Origin of the sequence: Bacillus sp. FSL M8-0049, from assembly GCF_038593355.1 — a bacterium.
In the GTDB taxonomy this organism is placed as follows: Bacteria; Bacillota; Bacilli; order Bacillales; family Bacillaceae; genus Bacillus; species Bacillus safensis.
In genome coordinates, this window is record NZ_CP151986.1 from 1,280,227 (window position 1) to 1,296,176 (window position 15,950).

Here is a 15,950-nt window from a genome sequence, read left to right on the forward strand (position 1 = left end):
CCTTCTTTTCAAGGAACTTGTCTCATAGGATAAAAAAGAGACAATCGAAAGTGATGGGTGCGGAGGGGTCACATGAAACGTTCAAATGAATCCGCTTTTCAGCTTGCCTTTGTTTATGTAGGAACAGTGGTTGGAGCTGGGTTTGCGACAGGGAAAGAAATCGTAGAATTTTTTGTTCGTTTTGGCTGGATTGGACTATTAGGGATCCTGATTAGCGGTGTTATTTTTACTGGCCTTGGGGCAAAAATGATGCTGATTTCGAAACGAATCGAAGCAGAATCTTATCAAGATATGAACCGTTTTTTATTTGGCGCAGCTGCGAGTCGATATATTAATATTGTCATGTTTTTTATTTTACTTGGTGTCACCTCAGTCATGATTTCAGGCGCAGGGGCTATTTTTGAAGAACAGCTTGGCATATCGAAGGAGTATGGGATCTTTTTGACGATCATTTTGAGCGTCATTGTACTCTTTAAAGGTTCAAAAGGGCTATTTGGAGTCAACGTCCTTGTCGTTCCAATGCTGATTTTCTTTTCAATGATCGTGTTTCTTGATTCATTTGTGTTTAGCAGCAGTGAAAGTTATGTTCTTGCGCTGCAAATGGGTGAGGGCGAGTGGATATTATCAGCCGTGTCATATGGTGCCTTTAATTTAGCACTGTCACAGGCAGTGTTAGTACCCGTCGCAAATGAAATGACCTCTGAAGCAGTCATTAAAAAGGGAGCGGTGCTTGGGGGCGTCATGCTGACACTCATTTTGCTTGCTTGCTTCTTATCTCTTTCTTCATTAGATATGCTGGAGGCGTTTGATATTCCAATGGCCCAGGTAGTGTATCAAGTCGCAAACTCGATTCATCTCATTTATTTATTTGTCATCTTCGGTGAAGTTTTTACATCCGTCATAGGCAATTTATACGGGCTGGAGAGACAGGTGAGGGCATATATCCGAATGAACAGCATCTTTACGATATCACTTATTCTCATATGCTGCTATGTGATTAGTAAAATTGGTTACGGTACACTGATTTCAACGGTTTATCCGGTTTTTGGCTATGTCAGCATCTTTTTTATCCTCTTTCTTTGTCTAAAAAAAGTGCCTGCCCCGCTAGATAAGTAAAGAAAGGATAGCCTGCATGAAAAATATGTGGTACACTATCCTCTGTGAAAATTGAACAAAAATCCGTGAAGACGGGAGAGGTTCTAGCAAAACCCTCTATAAAAAACTAAGGACTTGCCGTATCCTTGGATGTGGCATTTTTTATTTTTTATGGCTGGGACACCTCATACACATGTAAAGGTGTCTTTTCTTTTGAGAAAAATAGGGGTTTTCAGGAGCCTTTCAGATGCAGTGTTGTACGGTTGTACTCATCTGCAAAAGGAGGAGAACAGAAAATGAAAAATGAAAAAGCAGTCGTTGTCTTTAGCGGGGGACAGGACAGTACGACATGTTTATTATGGGCACTTCAACAATTTGAAGAGGTAGAAACCGTGACCTTTCATTATAATCAGCGTCATCAAGAAGAAATTGATGTCGCCAAAAGAATCGCTGACAAATTAGGTGTGAAGAATCATCTGTTAGATATGTCTCTTTTAAATCAACTGGCACCTAATGCTTTAACAAGAGATGACATTGACATTGAGGAAAAAGAAGGAGAGCTTCCTTCCACATTTGTACCAGGAAGAAACTTAGTGTTCTTATCTTTCGCCTCTATTCTTGCGTATCAAATTGGAGCAAGACATATTATCACAGGTGTTTGTGAGACAGACTTTAGCGGCTATCCAGATTGCCGTGACGAGTTTGTGAAATCTTGCAACGTCACAGTGAATTTAGCAATGGAAAAACCATTTGTGATTCATACACCACTGATGTGGCTGAATAAAGCAGAAACATGGAAGCTGGCAGACGAGCTTAATGCGCTGGATTTTGTGAAAAATGAAACGCTCACTTGCTATAACGGCATCATCTCTGATGGCTGCGGGGAATGTCCTGCGTGTAAGCTGCGGAAAAATGGCTATGACACTTATATGGAAATGAAGGAGGCGAAATAAATGCTTTCTCAAATCTATCCACAAACCGATCATCCATTTTCATTTGAATTAAATAAAGACATGCATGTATCTGCTGCCCATTTCATCCCGCGAGAAGATGCGGGCGCATGCAGCCGTGTTCATGGTCATACGTACACCATCAATATCACGATTGCGGGAGACGAGCTAGATGAATCGGGTTTCCTTGTTAATTTCAGTACATTGAAAAAGCTCATTCATGGGCAGTACGATCACACGCTGCTCAATGATCATGAGGAATTCTCATCAAACGATCGATACGCGATGCCAACCACTGAGGTGGTAGCAAAGACCGTACATGACAAAGTCGCATCGTATTTATCGACTTTAGCGAACAAGCCGGCATGTGTTCAGGTCTTTGTCAGAGAGACACCAACAAGCTATTGCATTTACCGTCCGAAACGAGTTGAGATCAATGGCTAAAGCGATTCCCGTATTAGAAATCTTTGGTCCAACCATTCAAGGAGAAGGAATGGTCATTGGACAAAAAACCATGTTTGTCAGAACGGCTGGCTGTGACTACTCGTGCAGCTGGTGTGATTCCTCCTTTACATGGGATGGCTCAGCGAAGCATGACATTCAGTGGCTTGAGGCAGAAGACATTGTCAAAGAATTAAAAAGAATAGGCGGACAGGCTTTTTCTCATGTCACCATTTCAGGGGGAAACCCAGCGCTTTTAAAACAAATGGGATCCCTCATTGATTTACTGCATGAAGAGGGAATTGATACAGCGCTTGAAACACAAGGGACGATGTATCAGGAATGGTTTTTGAAAATTGATGATTTAACCATTTCTCCTAAGCCGCCAAGCTCGAATATGAAAACAGATTTTACGAAACTAACACGTATTATAGATGAGCTGAAAAGCGGGAATAGATTGCAGCATGCTAGCCTGAAGGTCGTGATCTTTGACGATCGTGACCTAGCGTATGCGAAGGATGTTCATGCGAAATATCCTGAGCTTCCTTTTTATTTGCAGGTAGGAAATGATGACACGACGACAGCTGATGATGCGTACTTATTGACGCATTTATTAAAGAAATATGAAGCGCTTGTCGATCAAGTCGCGCAAGATCCAGACTTAAACCGCGTAAGAGTGCTGCCGCAGCTGCACACGTTATTGTGGGGAAATAAACGAGGCGTATAGAAAGGAAGAGATGACATGACGACAAGAAAACCAGAAGAATTAGAAGGTGTCACGCTACTGGGAAACCAAGGAACCAATTATTTGTTTGATTATGCACCACAAGTGCTTGAAACGTTTCCAAATAAACATACAAATAGAGATTACTTTGTGAAATTCAACTGCCCAGAATTTACCTCACTATGTCCGCAAACAGGTCAGCCTGATTTTGCGACAGTTTATATCAGCTATATCCCAAATGAAATCATGGTCGAAAGTAAATCGCTAAAATTATATTTGTTCAGCTTCCGTAACCATGGTGACTTCCATGAGGACTGTATGAACATTATTATGAACGACTTGATTGAATTGATGGATCCAAGGTATATTGAAGTTTGGGGCAAATTTACGCCAAGAGGCGGTATTTCCATTGACCCGTATACGAACTACGGGAAACCTGGCACGAAATATGAGGAAATGGCAGAATACCGTATGATGAACCATGATATGTATCCGGAGACAATTGATAATCGGTAATTATTCCGCTGTGTGAGACGGAGTGTGAAACGAATTGGTGTCACATTAAAGTGGAAAAAGTCATACCTGAAAATACTCATGGGAATTGTATGAAAAAGTGTGACCTGAGGTGCAACCTGAACTGTGACTTTTATGCAGTGAAAAATTGATAGTGCAGAAGCAGATGAAGGCGTACAATTTGTACGTCTTTTCTTTTTTATCCGAAAGAAAAAATGCCTATTTAGAGATCATAGGCATTAAATATTATGATCATATCTTCATTTATTGTTTAAAGTTAAGTTTCTGAACCTTCTCTTTAACATTTGAAACAGCTCTTTTTTGAATTCCATCAAAGTTCTCCTGAATATAGTCCATGACACTTCTGATTAGAACTTCACTTTCAAAATTGACTATCTCATTTATTTCTGACTGTTCTTCATCTGTTAGGTGATGGTATTGATGTTGTTTAGCATTTACTTCAGCAGCTACTTCAATCCTAACTTTAGTTGTTCTGGTTGTACAATTTCATATTCACCTTCTGCATACTCTTGCTCCGCATATTGGCTCCCCCATTGACAGAGTTCCTGCAAGATAGGTTTAAGAGAGTCTCCAAGTTCAGTGGATGAATATTCAACCTTCGGCGGTACTTGATTATACATCTTTCTGGTCACAAGTCCACTGGTCTCAAGCTCTCTAAGTGTTTGAATCAGCATTTTCTGAGTGATATTTGGGATAATGCGCTTTAATTCACTCGTTCTCTTTGGTCCATTCATTAAAAAGTATAATACAAGGCCTTTCCATTTTCCGCCAATCACTTCCTTTGTCACTTCAAACCCGCAGCTGAATTTTTTCATGTCTAAAGCTCTCCATTCCACATTTATTACTTTTTAGTTACTATATCACAAAAAAGTGGGTACTTCCGATAATGTGCTTGCTGGAGGATACTATATCTTGTAAGTTGCTCTTCAAGTACTTAAAGGTACTAGACATAAAATAATATGAATTCTAAAGGAGTGTTAAGTATGGGTAAATTTGAAGGTAAAATAGCGCTTGTAACGGGTGGAACAAGTGGGATTGGTCTTGCTGCTGCACAAAAATTTGTAAACGAAGGTGCATATGTGTATATCACGGGACGTAGACAAAACGAACTTGATAAAGCTGTTAACCAAATTGGCAAGAACGTAACCGGTGTTCAAGGTGATATTTCTAAGCTTGAAGACTTAGACAAACTATATGACATGATAAAGCAGGAAAAAGGTAAGTTGGACATCCTTTTTGCTAATGCAGGCATCGGCAACTTCCTTCCATTAGGTGAAATTACTGAAGAGCAGGTTGATAGAACGTTCGACATTAACGTGAAAGGAACCATTTTTACTGTTCAAAAAGCGCTATCACTATTCCCGGACAAAGTAGGTTCTATTATTGTAACGGGCTCTACTGCTGGATCAATTGGCAACCCAGCATTTAGTGTATATGGAGCATCTAAAGCAGCATTAAGAGCACTAGTTCGCAACTGGATTCTTGACCTAAAAGGTACTGAAATTCGTGTAAATGTGGTAAGTCCAGGAGTTATTCTTACACCTGCATACGATGAGCTTTTTGGTGATGCACTTGAAGGAGCGATGGAAAATGCCAGAAATACTGTTCCAGCTGGAAAAGTTGGGACACCTGAAGAAGTAGCAAACGCTGTAACTTTCCTTGCTTCAGACGAAAGCAGTTACTTGACGGGTGTTGAATTGTTCGTAGATGGCGGGCTAGCACAGGTATAATGTCACTGAGAAGAGATTACAAATCGTCCCCAAAAAAAGTTAATGGGGATTTACTTGAGTCGTATAAAAAAGTCGTTTTCCTTATGTCCTGAGTAACCACAAATGCTGCATGTAAAATGAGAAAAAAGGAAAAGACATGCCGGATGCATGTCTTTTTTTGCGAATCAACCATAAAAAAAGAGAAGAGTCATGTCACTCTTCTCATACGAATGGGAATAGAACTTGCTAGGACGGCTGGGGGCTACCAGCTCGTAAACATATTATACATGACAGAACGTACGTTTGTAAAGGGGGATCATGTTTTTTTGCTTATCTCATTTGATGTAAGATAAAATAGAGGGAATGAATGATAAACGGAGGCGTTTGAGTTGGCAAACAAAGAAGAGCGGACAGAGCAGCTGCTAATGGATCTAAGGGAAGAGCTTCAAATACTCGAACATCAAAACAAAGAACGGTATAAATGGAGTGCCTCCACATTGCTTGGAGTGATTGCCCTCTTGATTGATAAAGGAGTGATCACACCCGAGGAAGTCGAGATGTACAAGACGAAGGCGGAAATGCAAACCTTTCATATGAAAAAAGATTGATGCTTTCTTCATATGAAGTAAGGTAAAAATAAGAAAAGGACATAACAAATTGATGACTCAATTGATATTATGTCCTTACTTTCTGCAATTCGTTTTCACAGCATTAAACAAGCTTATACATTAAAACATCATCCCAGTATTCATGGTCATTTATTTTAAATTCTTTTATTTTACGTCCTTCTTCTATAAACCCCATCTTTTTGTACAAAGAAATGGCCTTTTGATTTGTTGAGAAAACGGCTAAACTAACCTTTTCAATTGAAGGGTTCTTTTCTGCCCAATGTAATAATGCTGTTAGCAGCATTTCCCCTACGCCTAAACCTCTATAGCTCTTATGCACCATCAACCCGAAAGAACCCGTATGGGAAGTTCTTTTTCTATTTGATGAATGTTCAAAGGCTAACCATCCAATGACTTTTTCATCAGTTTGAGCAACTATGTACGTCTCATTTTCATTATCTATTCTTTTCTGTATCCATTCCCTGTGTTCTAAGAGGGTTTTTTTGTTTTCTTCAGGCGATGTAAGTAAATAATCTGATTCAGCAATAACAGATTTCTGTATTTCTAAAGTCATTTCAGCATCTTCCATTTTTCCAAAACGTACAATGATATCATTGGAATTTTGCATATTAGTTTTCTCCTGTCTAGAGCTAATACTGCATCTCATCATTTTTTAAAATGAAAAAGAAGGGTATTGAAATAGCTTTCACCATTTGGCTAAATCGTGATTAGCTTTGCTTCGTATGTACCGATTGTCTGAATTGAGGATTGCAAATTAATGTACGGAGTCTTTGATGATTTTATAGTTTTTATGATTAACGACTGTTAGTGAATCCAGTTCTAGATCTCTATAGTTGTCCATAATGGTGACATCCACAATGACAGAGTTTTCATTCACTTTTTCAACTACACCTGTTAAACCATTTCTAAATTCGATCACATTTCCAATTTTTGCAATCTTCAACCGATCCCTCTCCTTTAAAAACAGATTTCATTCCCTATTAAAAAGTATTTTGCAATATTTTCATACCAATGTAAAGGATAAAGACGTTTTTGTTTTGTTTTCGTTGTATGCTCTTCTAACGAATGGTATATTTAATAATTGATCATGGCTGAAAAGGAGCGGTTTTTTTGACTGAAGAACAAATCCTCACAATCCTCGAATCTTTACGGAATGGGACGGAAAAACAGGTGGCCATCCAAAAAGATGACTTTTTAACGTTTCGTTCTGTTTTGGTGAATCAAGATGATTTTAAACATTTTCGCGGGATCGCCAAACATGGTGGAGATGTTATTTTTGAATATCTTACAGAAGCAAGAAGCTAAAGCTTTTTCTCATTGATGAGAGAAAGCTTTTTTATTTTCGTTCTTTTGTCACACTTCAAACGACTCTGATACATATGAAAAGAAAATGTAATAACCCATAATCAGGAGCATAAGGATGATGATAGGTGAAAAAGGGACCTTTTTAAGCGCTAACAATTCCATTTTATGTGCGCTCAACTAGGACATGCCATTTAATGACGGAATTTGGACAGGCATGTAAATCTTTGTGCGTGAAAATAGAATGAGCTCTTGTTAGAGTGGACAAGTATCTTACAGCCTACTTTGATTAAAGGAGGAAAAAGGCGAATGATTAAAATTCATACAGCTCTTTTTGTCATCCTTATGCTCGTTGCAGCAATGAAGATGGACAATATACAAGAGCAGCAAGGCACATTAAGTCACGAACTTTCACAAGCACCTGTTAAACATCAGCTTTCATATATAGATCAAGACCACGAGCAAGTCATCCCAGCATTTTCTGAAGAAAAGCGTCAGCCAAAAGTGAAATTGCTAAGTACGTCAACAGAAGAAAAGTCTTCAAAACCGAAGCAAAAGAAAAAAGTAAAATCTGAAACAACGAATAAGGCAAGCGGAAAACAGTATTCTAATGAAGAAATGGACTTGCTTTCTCGGTTGGTACACGCTGAAGCGAAAGGTGAATCTTACGAAGGGAAAAAAGCGGTGGCAAGTGTTGTCTTAAACAGGGTGGAGCATCGTTCTTTTCCTGACAGCGTGAAAGGTGTGATTTATCAGCGAAATGCCTTCCAGCCAGTATCGAATGGAAGCATTCATGATAAGGCAGATCAAGATTCCATTAAAGCGGTGAAGCAGGTAGTAAAAGAGCATGACAGAACAACAAAGGCTATCTATTTTTATAATCCAAAAACGGCAACAGATCATTGGATTCGTTCCCGCAAAATTGTAGAACGTATCGGACGTCACGTGTTTGCCGTATAGAGAAAAAGAGCGATCAATGAGATTGCTCTTTTTTTGTCTTCAATTATTAAAATATTTTTTGGACTTGTCTCATAGAATGTGAAAAGAATTTGCTTTAGACAAGGGGAGGCTACATGAATCGATTTGTAAAAGGGGTCATTCTGCTATCTGTCGCAGCTTTTATTGCGGAGTGTATAGAGTTTTTAGTCAATATGATTTTAGCGAGAGAGCTTGGAGAACATGGAATGGGCTTATATATGAGTATCCTTCCAATCATCATGCTTGTCCTTGTGATCGCCAGTTTAGAGCTGCCAGTCTCCATTTCTAAATTCATTGCAGAATCACATGAGCGTCTCCACAAAAGCATGCTCCGTCATGCCTTTAAAATGACACTTGTGGTGACAAGTACAACAACAGCTATAGCAGCTATTGTACTGCCTTTCATTCCAGTGTTTCAGTCGTATCATCCGCTTATGAAGGGCCTAGTGCTGTCACTTATCCCAATTATTGCGTTTACCTCCATTGCCCGCGGCTATTTTATGGGAAAGCAGCAAATGGGCAGAATTGCTTTAGCCAATATGCTGAAGAAAACGATCCAGCTTATCTGCTTGTTTTTGTTTTTTCATTGGTATTCGTTTGATATTGAAACAGCAGTACTCATCGCCATTGGTGTCATTGTTGCGAGTGATCTTGTTGTCTTTATTTATTTATACTCCCAATACGTCATGGCAAAAAATGCTGTGAATGTCAGGTCTGTTGAATTAAGAGGAAGTGATGTGCGAAAGCGCCTATTAGCCGTTTCCATTCCGACAACGGGCATGCGCATCTTTCATGCGATCGCCAATGCGGTTGAACCATTTTTAATCAAAGGAGCGCTCGTAGCAGCAGGCATTTCTGGAACACTTGCTGTTGATCATTACGGCATGCTGGCTGGTGTCGCAATGTCGATCGGTTTTTTCCCAGCGTTTATCGCTCATTCCATCATGATTGTGATGATTCCGAGTGTCTCTGAAGCCTATGCTTTAGGTCAGTATGATCTTGTGAAAAAACGTGTCAGACAGGCGATTCTTATAACGTTTGGATATGGGGTGCCGGCAGTGATGGTCATGTATTATTTTGCTTACCCGCTCACACAGCTCTTTTTTGATTCACCGCAAGCTGCTGTCTATTTACAGCTGCTATGGCCATACTTTTTATGCCACCTGTTTGTGATGCCGTTTCAAGCGTGTTTAATCGGAATGGGGCTCATCAAAGATGTGTTCCTACATAATATATGGGTGCATGTCGTCTCTTTTTCTATGGTGTATTTCCTCGGTTCAATTGAAAGCTTGAATATGATGGGGGTCATTTTAGGGATGAACACAGGCATGCTGCTGTTGACTGCACTGCATTATGCGACGATTTGTAAGGAGCTCGGCGTTTCAATGTTTCTTACATTGAAAAAAGCTTGAATGTCATCGCCATCGAGAGGGCAAGCTAGAAGAAAACTGGGAAGGAAGATCATGATGAATCGTAAACATCTACCCGCCAGTCTTCTGATGATGACCCTGCTTCTATTTCTAACGAGCACAGCAGCAGAAGCAAAAGAGCCTGTGATGGCGCCAAAGATAGAGGCGCCAACATTAAATGGTGACATGCAGATGGTTCCCGAAAAAGGGAAAAAGACCATTTTGCATTTTTGGACAACATGGTGCCCGTCCTGTAAAATGGAGCTGCCCGAATTTGAACAGATTGTGAAAGAAAATCAGAGTGATGTTGACATATTGACCGTGAATTTACTAGGTGCTGAACAAAGTAAACATGCTGTTGCCCAATTTGTGAAAGACAGAAGGTTTACATTCCCGATCATACTAGATGAACACGGAGAAATGATGAAGAAATATCAAATCATCACCATTCCAACGACCTTTTTGATTAACGAAAAAGGAGAAGTGGTGAAAAATCATGTAGGTCCACTGACGAAAAAACAAATCAAAGAGTGGACAAATTCGTAGAACAAATCCTTTCTGTGAAAGAACCAATTCTGTTGGTTCTTTTTTGTGTTCGTTTGCTTTTCATCTGAATACACTGTGCTCAGAAGAAGACGGAACGGTCTATATCAGTAATGATAATTATTATCAAAAAGAAATTATAATAATTATTAATTGAAAATTAATCAGAACCTGTTATAATGAGTGACAGACCAATAAAAAGCTTGAAATAGCAGAAAATATAGATGAAAAAGAAACGGGCAACGATTGATAATATGAAAACGATTATCAATTAGAGAGGAGAAAACAATCATGAATGAGAATACAGCACTTTACCAAACGACAAATCAAAAGGAATCGAAATGGTCCTTACATAAATGGGCACAGCACGGAGAATTAATTGCAGCAGGTATATCGGGGATTCTTATTCTAACTGGATGGATTCTAAAGGATCAGAGTATGTGGAGCATTCCTCTTTTCATCCTAGCATTTGTTATTGGAGGTTTTGCAAAGGCGAAGGAAGGAATTGAAGAAACGATTTCGTCTAAGACCTTGAATGTGGAACTTTTAATGATTTTCGCAGCGATAGGATCAGCTCTGATTGGCTATTGGGCAGAAGGCGCTATCTTAATTTTTATTTTCTCACTGAGTGGTGCGCTTGAAACGTATACGTCAAATAAAAGCAAGAAAGATTTAACAGCATTAATGAGCATTGCACCAGATGAAGCAACTTTAATTGAAAAAGATGGTACGACCATTCAAATCGCCGCTTCATCATTAACACCAGGTGACCAGATTATGGTCAAAGCTGGGGAACGCATTGCAGCAGATGGTGTCATTTTAAGCGGGAGAACAAGTTTGGATGAATCTGCCCTTACAGGCGAATCTATTCCACAGGAAAAAGGGCAGGGGGAAGACGTATTTGCAGGAACAGTGAATTTAAATGGTTCCTTAACAGTGGAAGTCACGAAACATAATGAAGAAACGCTATTCCATAAAATTATTAAACTTGTTGAATCCGCTCAAGAAAGTGTTTCGCCAAGCCAGGCATTTATCGAAAAATTTGAGGGTGCCTATGTAAAAGGTGTGCTGATTACCGTTGCGGTATTAATGGTTCTGCCTCATTTTGTTCTCGGCTGGAGTATGAGTGAAACCTTCTACCGGGCAATGGTGTTTATGGTCGTTGCTTCACCTTGTGCTCTAGTTGCATCCATCATGCCAGCAGCACTGTCACTGATCTCAAATGGCGCGAGAAATGGAATGCTTGTTAAAGGAAGTGTCTTTTTAGAAAAACTAGGCACAAGCAGCATGATTGCTTTTGATAAAACGGGGACAATTACAAGCGGGAAGCCAGCCGTAGAACAAGTCGTCATGGCTAAAGGGCAGGATGAATCAGCTTTTTATCAGGCACTCTATCAAATTGAGAGTCAATCAAACCACCCATTAGCGAAAGCAATTTCTGATATGGCAAAAGAACACCAAACAGAAAGATCAGTCCATGTCACCATTGAAGAAGCCTCTGGATTTGGTGTAAAAGCACAATTAAATGGAGAAACGTGGCGGATTGGGAAGAAAGACTTTGCGGGTAAGGCGTCAATCGACCGCGAGATTGAAGAGACAGGTGATGACCTTTCAGCTCAAGGATACACAGTGGTCTACGTTCAAAAGGGTGAAGAAGTTGTTGGCTGTCTTGGCCTTAAGGATCAAATCAGACCTGAAGCCAAAAAAATGATTCAAGAACTAAATGATTTAGGCATCCAAACCGTCATGCTGACAGGAGATCAGCAAAAAACGGCTGAAGCGATTGCGCAGGAAGCCGGTATCCAAACCGTAGTGGCTGAATGTCTTCCAGATGAAAAGGTACATGAGGTCAATCAATTAAAAAAACAAGGTAATTCAATCATCATGGTAGGAGACGGAATCAATGATGCACCAGCGCTCGCCACAGCAGATGTTGGGGTTGCGATGGGCGGAGGCACAGACGTTGCCTTAGAAACAGCGGATCTCATTTTAATGAAGAACAATTTAAGTAACCTAACAAAGATGATCCGTCTTTCAAGAAAAATGAATCGAATCATTAAGCAAAACATTATTTTCTCATTAACGGTGATCTGTCTGTTAATTTGTGCGAATTTCTTACAAGTGCTTGATTTGCCTTTTGGTGTCATCGGGCATGAAGGAAGTACGATTTTGGTCATTTTAAATGGTCTGCGTCTGCTTCGTGCATCTTAAATCAATCATCAGGGCGCACTGGATTCATGCCAGTGCGCTTTTGTGCGAAATACAGCAAAAACTGATACAATAGACCAGTAGTAAAACGTGTGAGGAGGATCATGATGAACCGAATGAAGAGCTTGTCTTCTTGGCTTAAGAAAGAAGACATTCAAGGTGCATTTATACATACAAAGGAAAATGTGTTTTATCTATCTGGATACTTCACAGAGCCGCATGAAAGAGTGATGGGGCTGTTTGTGTTCCAAGAGGCAGAACCATTTTTTATTTTGCCTAAAATGGAAGTCGAGCAGGCAAAAAATGCAGGATGGTCCGGCGATATCATTGGATATGAAGATCATGAGAATCCATTTGATTTCATTCAATCAGCGATAGAAAAACGAGGTATTCAATCGGCGCGTCTTGCGATTGAAAAAGAATCGATTCCGCTTCAAAGAGCAGAACAGCTCCAAGCTGTCACCGGGGCAGAAACGTTCGTCCGGGCTGAAGATGCGCTCGATCAGCTCAGACTGATTAAAGATGAATCTGAAATTGCTACACTGAAAAAAGCGGCTCAATTGGCAGATGAAGGTGTAAAAATTGGTATTAACGCCTTAAAAGAAGGAATCACAGAAACAGAAGTGCTCGCTGTCATAGAATATGAACTAAAGAAAAAAGGCATTCAAGGCATGTCCTTTTCAACCATGGTTCTCTTTGGTGAAAAATCAGGCGAGCCTCATGGAAATCCGGGACAGGCAGCCTTAAAAAAAGGCGATTTTGTGTTATTTGACCTTGGCGTCATTGTCGATGGATATTGCTCAGATATCACAAGAACATTTATCTATCAGGAAGCTTCTGAAAAGCAAAAGGACATCTATCAAACCGTCTTAAATGCAGAAATGGCAGCACTTGAAATGAGTAAGCCAGGCGTGAGAATCGGCGATCTTGACTTAAAAGCCCGCGGGCTGATTTCAGAAGCGGGGTATGGTGAATATTTCCCACATCGCCTCGGACATGGGTTAGGGATTTCTGTTCATGAGTTTCCTTCTATGAGTCAGGCAAATGACGACCTTCTGCAAGAAGGTATGGTGTATACGATTGAACCAGGAATTTATGTCCCGGGAGTCGGCGGCGTAAGAATTGAAGATGATGTTCTCATTACGGCAGATGGTCCAGTCACCTTAACCAATTATCCGAAAGAGCTGACGATCATCAAGTAATAAAAAAATCACGATGAACGTCCAGGTCTTGGAAGTGTCATCGTGATTTTTTATCACTCTTCTCGATCCTTATCAACAAAAAAATCATCAATTGATTGAAACGGTTTGATTTTATGTTCTTTTCCTAAAGGATGTAATGCAAAACGAGCAGAAAACAAAACAGTCATACATAATATAATCCATATGATGAAACCCATCTTGAATTCCCCTTTCCATCCAGTGATTTGTTCAGCTCACATACATCTTAAAGTATGAAACGCTTACCATATCAAGAGAAAGTAGGAGAAAAAATGGCAAACATAAGGGAGATTGCGAAAAGAGCGGGCGTATCTGTGACAACCGTATCACGTGTGTTGAATCATCATCCTTATGTCAAAGAGGACAAAAGAGAGCGTGTTCTACAAGCGATGGAAGAGCTCAAGTATACGAGAAACATTCAGGCGGTTCATTTAGCGAAGGGCTATTCGAATATGCTTGGCATTGTCCTTCCAAACATTGAACACTCTTATTTCAGCACACTCGTCACAGGTATTGCAGAAAAAGCACAGGCGCGCGGCATGCATTTTGCTTTATTTCAAACAGGATATGACCCATTAAAAGAAAAAGAAGCGTTAATGAGTTTAAAAGAGCGCCGTGTGGACGGTTTAATATTTTGTTCAAATGCATTAAGTGAAAGGCACATTTTAAAGTGGCAGGAATCAGGACCGATTATATTTTGTCATCCTGCGCTGCACGATCAATGCTCAACCGTGTCGATTGCGCATGATCAAGCATTTAAGGAAGGCCTGTATCATTTGGCGGCATGCGGCCATCAACGAATTGCGATCGTTCTCGCCAGAACAGAAGGAGCGAATAGCGAGTCGCGCCTTCAGGCTTATCAAGACATGATGCAATCGCTCGGGCAGACCATTGATGAGGAATGGATCATCGAAGGGAAGTTATCCCTGCTTGATGGGAAGCAATTATTTGCAGAATGGCAGGAAATGAAAAATCGTCCTACAGCTTTATTCATCACAAATGACGAAGTCTCTGCAGGCTTTTTATTAGAGGCGCAGCGTCATGACATAAAAGTAGGAGAATCACCAGCCATACTTAGCTTTCAAAATAACCAATTGAGTGAGGTTTTGGGGATTTCCAGCATTCATATTCCCCTCAAACAAATGGGACAGGAAGCTTTTGACTTGTTCGACCGGGCATTAAAGGGAGAGAAATCAGAAAAAAGAATGCTGCCATTTCACCTGATTGAGCGGACAACAACCGTTTTGAAAAACAATCGTTGACGCACGTTTCATCTGTTTTGTACGATAAGAGGGATTGAATAAGAAGGAGGTGGGGATGTTCATGGAATCCTTCACCGTTGATAAAGCGTTAAATAATAATGTCATCATCGCAAGACACCCTTCTTTGGGCGAAGTGGTTCTGATTGGGAAAGGGATCGGCTTCGGTAAAAAATCGGGTGATCTTCTCGATCAAGACGTGTTTGAAAAAATGTTTGTGTTAAAAAACACGAAGGAACAAACAGAATATAAACAGCTGCTTCATCATATTGATGAGAACATGATTGAGCTTGCCAATGACGTCATTTATCATATACGAGAAAAAATGGGACAGCGATTGAATGAGCATATTCATGTTGCACTGACCGACCATATTGCGTTTAGTTTTAAGCGGGTGCAGCAAGGCTATGATATCACGAACCCTTTTATGCTTGAGACGCAATCGCTTTACCCGAAAGAATACGAGGTTGCAAAGGAAGTCGTTGAACTGATTAACGAGCGGCCAGATGTCGAAACGAAGCTGCCAGAAGGAGAAATTGGCTTTATAGCGCTCCATATCCATTCAGCTTTGACGAATCGGCCATTATCTGAAGTGAACCGTCATTCGCAGCTCATTACACAAATGGTTCAAGTCATTGAAGATTCATTTCATATGAAAGTAGACAGAGAAAGTATTCATTATTTACGCTTATTACGCCATATTACGTTTTCAATTGAGCGTATTAAACGGGGAGAATCATTAGAGGAGCCAGAAAAATTGCTTCATCTATTGAAAAATGAATATCCTTTATGCTACAATACTGCTTGGAAAATGATCAAAATTTTGCAGCATGCATTGAAAAAGCCTGTACAGGATGCTGAGGCTGTCTACCTGACACTTCATCTGTACAGATTGACAAATAAAATTTCATAGTTTCCTTGAAACGTGTAACTGATTCGATCAGGCATG

The 15,950-nt window shown here is 40.1% G+C and carries 19 protein-coding genes and 1 riboswitch; of the genes, 15 read left to right on the forward strand and 4 right to left on the reverse strand.

All coding sequences use genetic code 11. The features are described 5' to 3' along the window. The first annotated feature begins 72 nt into the window (after positions 1 to 72). The 5 genes from NSU13_RS06535 (at position 73) to queF (ending at position 3,726) form a co-directional block, all read left to right on the forward strand. The gene (locus NSU13_RS06535) at positions 73 to 1,116 is read left to right on the forward strand and encodes a membrane protein (protein ID WP_034623360.1); all 1,044 of its coding nucleotides are present in this window, start codon (positions 73 to 75) and stop codon (positions 1,114 to 1,116) included. A gap of 71 nt (positions 1,117 to 1,187) precedes the next feature. Further along, positions 1,188 to 1,232, forward strand: a riboswitch (PreQ1 riboswitch). Between the two features lie 159 nt (positions 1,233 to 1,391). After that, positions 1,392 to 2,048 carry a 7-cyano-7-deazaguanine synthase QueC gene (gene queC / locus NSU13_RS06540; RefSeq protein ID WP_024424683.1) on the forward strand — a complete coding sequence of 219 codons (657 nt, stop codon included), beginning with the start codon at positions 1,392 to 1,394 and terminating at the stop codon, positions 2,046 to 2,048. After that, on the forward strand, positions 2,049 to 2,489 hold the full coding sequence (gene queD / locus NSU13_RS06545; protein WP_342489950.1) for a 6-carboxytetrahydropterin synthase QueD: 441 nt from the start codon (positions 2,049 to 2,051) through the stop codon (positions 2,487 to 2,489). Continuing rightward, positions 2,482 to 3,213: a 7-carboxy-7-deazaguanine synthase QueE gene (gene queE, locus NSU13_RS06550; protein WP_342489951.1), complete on the forward strand. Its 732-nt coding sequence runs from the start codon at positions 2,482 to 2,484 to the stop codon at positions 3,211 to 3,213. The genes queD and queE overlap by 8 nt, the downstream gene beginning before the upstream one ends. A gap of 15 nt (positions 3,214 to 3,228) precedes the next feature. Continuing rightward, positions 3,229 to 3,726 (forward strand): preQ(1) synthase, encoded by a 498-nt coding sequence (gene queF, locus NSU13_RS06555; protein ID WP_024426839.1) that lies wholly within the window; start codon positions 3,229 to 3,231, stop codon positions 3,724 to 3,726. Between the two features lie 464 nt (positions 3,727 to 4,190). On the opposite strand, the gene NSU13_RS06560 is transcribed toward queF, so the two are convergent. Beyond that, positions 4,191 to 4,559, reverse strand: a complete 369-nt coding sequence (locus NSU13_RS06560) for a winged helix-turn-helix transcriptional regulator (protein ID WP_342489952.1) — start codon at positions 4,557 to 4,559, stop codon at positions 4,191 to 4,193. Between the two features lie 168 nt (positions 4,560 to 4,727). Between NSU13_RS06560 and NSU13_RS06565 the strand changes: the two genes are divergently transcribed. Beyond that, positions 4,728 to 5,474, forward strand: a complete 747-nt coding sequence (locus tag NSU13_RS06565) for a glucose 1-dehydrogenase (protein ID WP_034281548.1) — start codon at positions 4,728 to 4,730, stop codon at positions 5,472 to 5,474. Between the two features lie 368 nt (positions 5,475 to 5,842). Then, on the forward strand, positions 5,843 to 6,061 hold the full coding sequence (locus tag NSU13_RS06570) for a hypothetical protein (protein ID WP_046310768.1): 219 nt from the start codon (positions 5,843 to 5,845) through the stop codon (positions 6,059 to 6,061). Between the two features lie 103 nt (positions 6,062 to 6,164). On the opposite strand, the gene NSU13_RS06575 is transcribed toward NSU13_RS06570, so the two are convergent. Beyond that, on the reverse strand, positions 6,165 to 6,689 hold the full coding sequence (locus tag NSU13_RS06575; protein WP_120207152.1) for a GNAT family N-acetyltransferase: 525 nt from the start codon (positions 6,687 to 6,689) through the stop codon (positions 6,165 to 6,167). A 147-nt stretch (positions 6,690 to 6,836) separates the two neighbouring features. Then, entirely contained in the window at positions 6,837 to 7,025 is a 189-nt protein-coding gene (locus NSU13_RS06580; protein ID WP_003211747.1) for a DUF2187 family protein, read from the reverse strand. A gap of 167 nt (positions 7,026 to 7,192) precedes the next feature. On the opposite strand from NSU13_RS06580, the gene NSU13_RS06585 reads away from it, so the two are divergent. The 6 genes from NSU13_RS06585 to NSU13_RS06610 all read left to right on the forward strand — a co-directional run bounded on the left by NSU13_RS06585 (position 7,193) and on the right by NSU13_RS06610 (position 13,724). Further along, positions 7,193 to 7,387 (forward strand): hypothetical protein, encoded by a 195-nt coding sequence (locus NSU13_RS06585; protein ID WP_034281552.1) that lies wholly within the window; start codon positions 7,193 to 7,195, stop codon positions 7,385 to 7,387. Between the two features lie 306 nt (positions 7,388 to 7,693). Further along, a complete protein-coding gene (locus NSU13_RS06590; RefSeq protein WP_070325763.1) occupies positions 7,694 to 8,344 on the forward strand; it encodes a cell wall hydrolase in 651 nt (216 codons plus the stop codon). 113 nt (positions 8,345 to 8,457) lie between these two features. After that, positions 8,458 to 9,774, forward strand: coding sequence for a polysaccharide biosynthesis protein (locus tag NSU13_RS06595; RefSeq protein WP_024424690.1), 1,317 nt, complete (start codon positions 8,458 to 8,460; stop codon positions 9,772 to 9,774). Between the two features lie 54 nt (positions 9,775 to 9,828). Next, entirely contained in the window at positions 9,829 to 10,317 is a 489-nt protein-coding gene (gene stoA / locus NSU13_RS06600) for an endospore biogenesis thiol-disulfide oxidoreductase StoA (protein WP_065214300.1), read from the forward strand. A gap of 288 nt (positions 10,318 to 10,605) precedes the next feature. After that, positions 10,606 to 12,525, forward strand: a complete 1,920-nt coding sequence (locus tag NSU13_RS06605; protein ID WP_342489953.1) for a heavy metal translocating P-type ATPase — start codon at positions 10,606 to 10,608, stop codon at positions 12,523 to 12,525. Between the two features lie 104 nt (positions 12,526 to 12,629). Then, a complete protein-coding gene (locus tag NSU13_RS06610; RefSeq protein WP_098677361.1) occupies positions 12,630 to 13,724 on the forward strand; it encodes a Xaa-Pro peptidase family protein in 1,095 nt (364 codons plus the stop codon). Between the two features lie 53 nt (positions 13,725 to 13,777). On the opposite strand, the gene NSU13_RS06615 is transcribed toward NSU13_RS06610, so the two are convergent. Then, positions 13,778 to 13,921 carry a hypothetical protein gene (locus NSU13_RS06615; RefSeq protein WP_162842493.1) on the reverse strand — a complete coding sequence of 48 codons (144 nt, stop codon included), beginning with the start codon at positions 13,919 to 13,921 and terminating at the stop codon, positions 13,778 to 13,780. Between the two features lie 93 nt (positions 13,922 to 14,014). Here NSU13_RS06615 and NSU13_RS06620 point away from each other — a divergent pair, with 93 nt between their 5' ends. Then, complete coding sequence (locus tag NSU13_RS06620) at positions 14,015 to 15,004, forward strand: LacI family DNA-binding transcriptional regulator (RefSeq protein ID WP_120207150.1); 990 nt, start codon at positions 14,015 to 14,017, stop codon at positions 15,002 to 15,004. A gap of 55 nt (positions 15,005 to 15,059) precedes the next feature. Beyond that, positions 15,060 to 15,914, forward strand: coding sequence for a transcription antiterminator (locus NSU13_RS06625; protein ID WP_024424695.1), 855 nt, complete (start codon positions 15,060 to 15,062; stop codon positions 15,912 to 15,914). Positions 15,915 to 15,950 lie beyond the last annotated feature (36 nt).

What these genes read in the sequence shown, in the direction of transcription:
- NSU13_RS06535 (WP_034623360.1), top strand. Translation starts at nt 73, where the DNA reads ATGAAACGTTCAAATGAATCCGCTTTTCAGCTTGCCTTTGTTTATGTA.
- queC (WP_024424683.1), top strand. Translation starts at nt 1,392, where the DNA reads ATGAAAAATGAAAAAGCAGTCGTTGTCTTTAGCGGGGGACAGGACAGT.
- queD (WP_342489950.1), top strand. Translation starts at nt 2,049, where the DNA reads ATGCTTTCTCAAATCTATCCACAAACCGATCATCCATTTTCATTTGAA.
- queE (WP_342489951.1), top strand. Translation starts at nt 2,482, where the DNA reads ATGGCTAAAGCGATTCCCGTATTAGAAATCTTTGGTCCAACCATTCAA.
- queF (WP_024426839.1), top strand. Translation starts at nt 3,229, where the DNA reads ATGACGACAAGAAAACCAGAAGAATTAGAAGGTGTCACGCTACTGGGA.
- NSU13_RS06560 (WP_342489952.1), bottom strand. Translation starts at nt 4,559, where the DNA reads ATGAAAAAATTCAGCTGCGGGTTTGAAGTGACAAAGGAAGTGATTGGC.
- NSU13_RS06565 (WP_034281548.1), top strand. Translation starts at nt 4,728, where the DNA reads ATGGGTAAATTTGAAGGTAAAATAGCGCTTGTAACGGGTGGAACAAGT.
- NSU13_RS06575 (WP_120207152.1), bottom strand. Translation starts at nt 6,689, where the DNA reads ATGCAAAATTCCAATGATATCATTGTACGTTTTGGAAAAATGGAAGAT.
- NSU13_RS06590 (WP_070325763.1), top strand. Translation starts at nt 7,694, where the DNA reads ATGATTAAAATTCATACAGCTCTTTTTGTCATCCTTATGCTCGTTGCA.
- NSU13_RS06595 (WP_024424690.1), top strand. Translation starts at nt 8,458, where the DNA reads ATGAATCGATTTGTAAAAGGGGTCATTCTGCTATCTGTCGCAGCTTTT.
- stoA (WP_065214300.1), top strand. Translation starts at nt 9,829, where the DNA reads ATGAATCGTAAACATCTACCCGCCAGTCTTCTGATGATGACCCTGCTT.
- NSU13_RS06605 (WP_342489953.1), top strand. Translation starts at nt 10,606, where the DNA reads ATGAATGAGAATACAGCACTTTACCAAACGACAAATCAAAAGGAATCG.
- NSU13_RS06610 (WP_098677361.1), top strand. Translation starts at nt 12,630, where the DNA reads ATGAACCGAATGAAGAGCTTGTCTTCTTGGCTTAAGAAAGAAGACATT.
- NSU13_RS06615 (WP_162842493.1), bottom strand. Translation starts at nt 13,921, where the DNA reads ATGGGTTTCATCATATGGATTATATTATGTATGACTGTTTTGTTTTCT.
- NSU13_RS06620 (WP_120207150.1), top strand. Translation starts at nt 14,015, where the DNA reads ATGGCAAACATAAGGGAGATTGCGAAAAGAGCGGGCGTATCTGTGACA.
- NSU13_RS06625 (WP_024424695.1), top strand. Translation starts at nt 15,060, where the DNA reads ATGTTCATGGAATCCTTCACCGTTGATAAAGCGTTAAATAATAATGTC.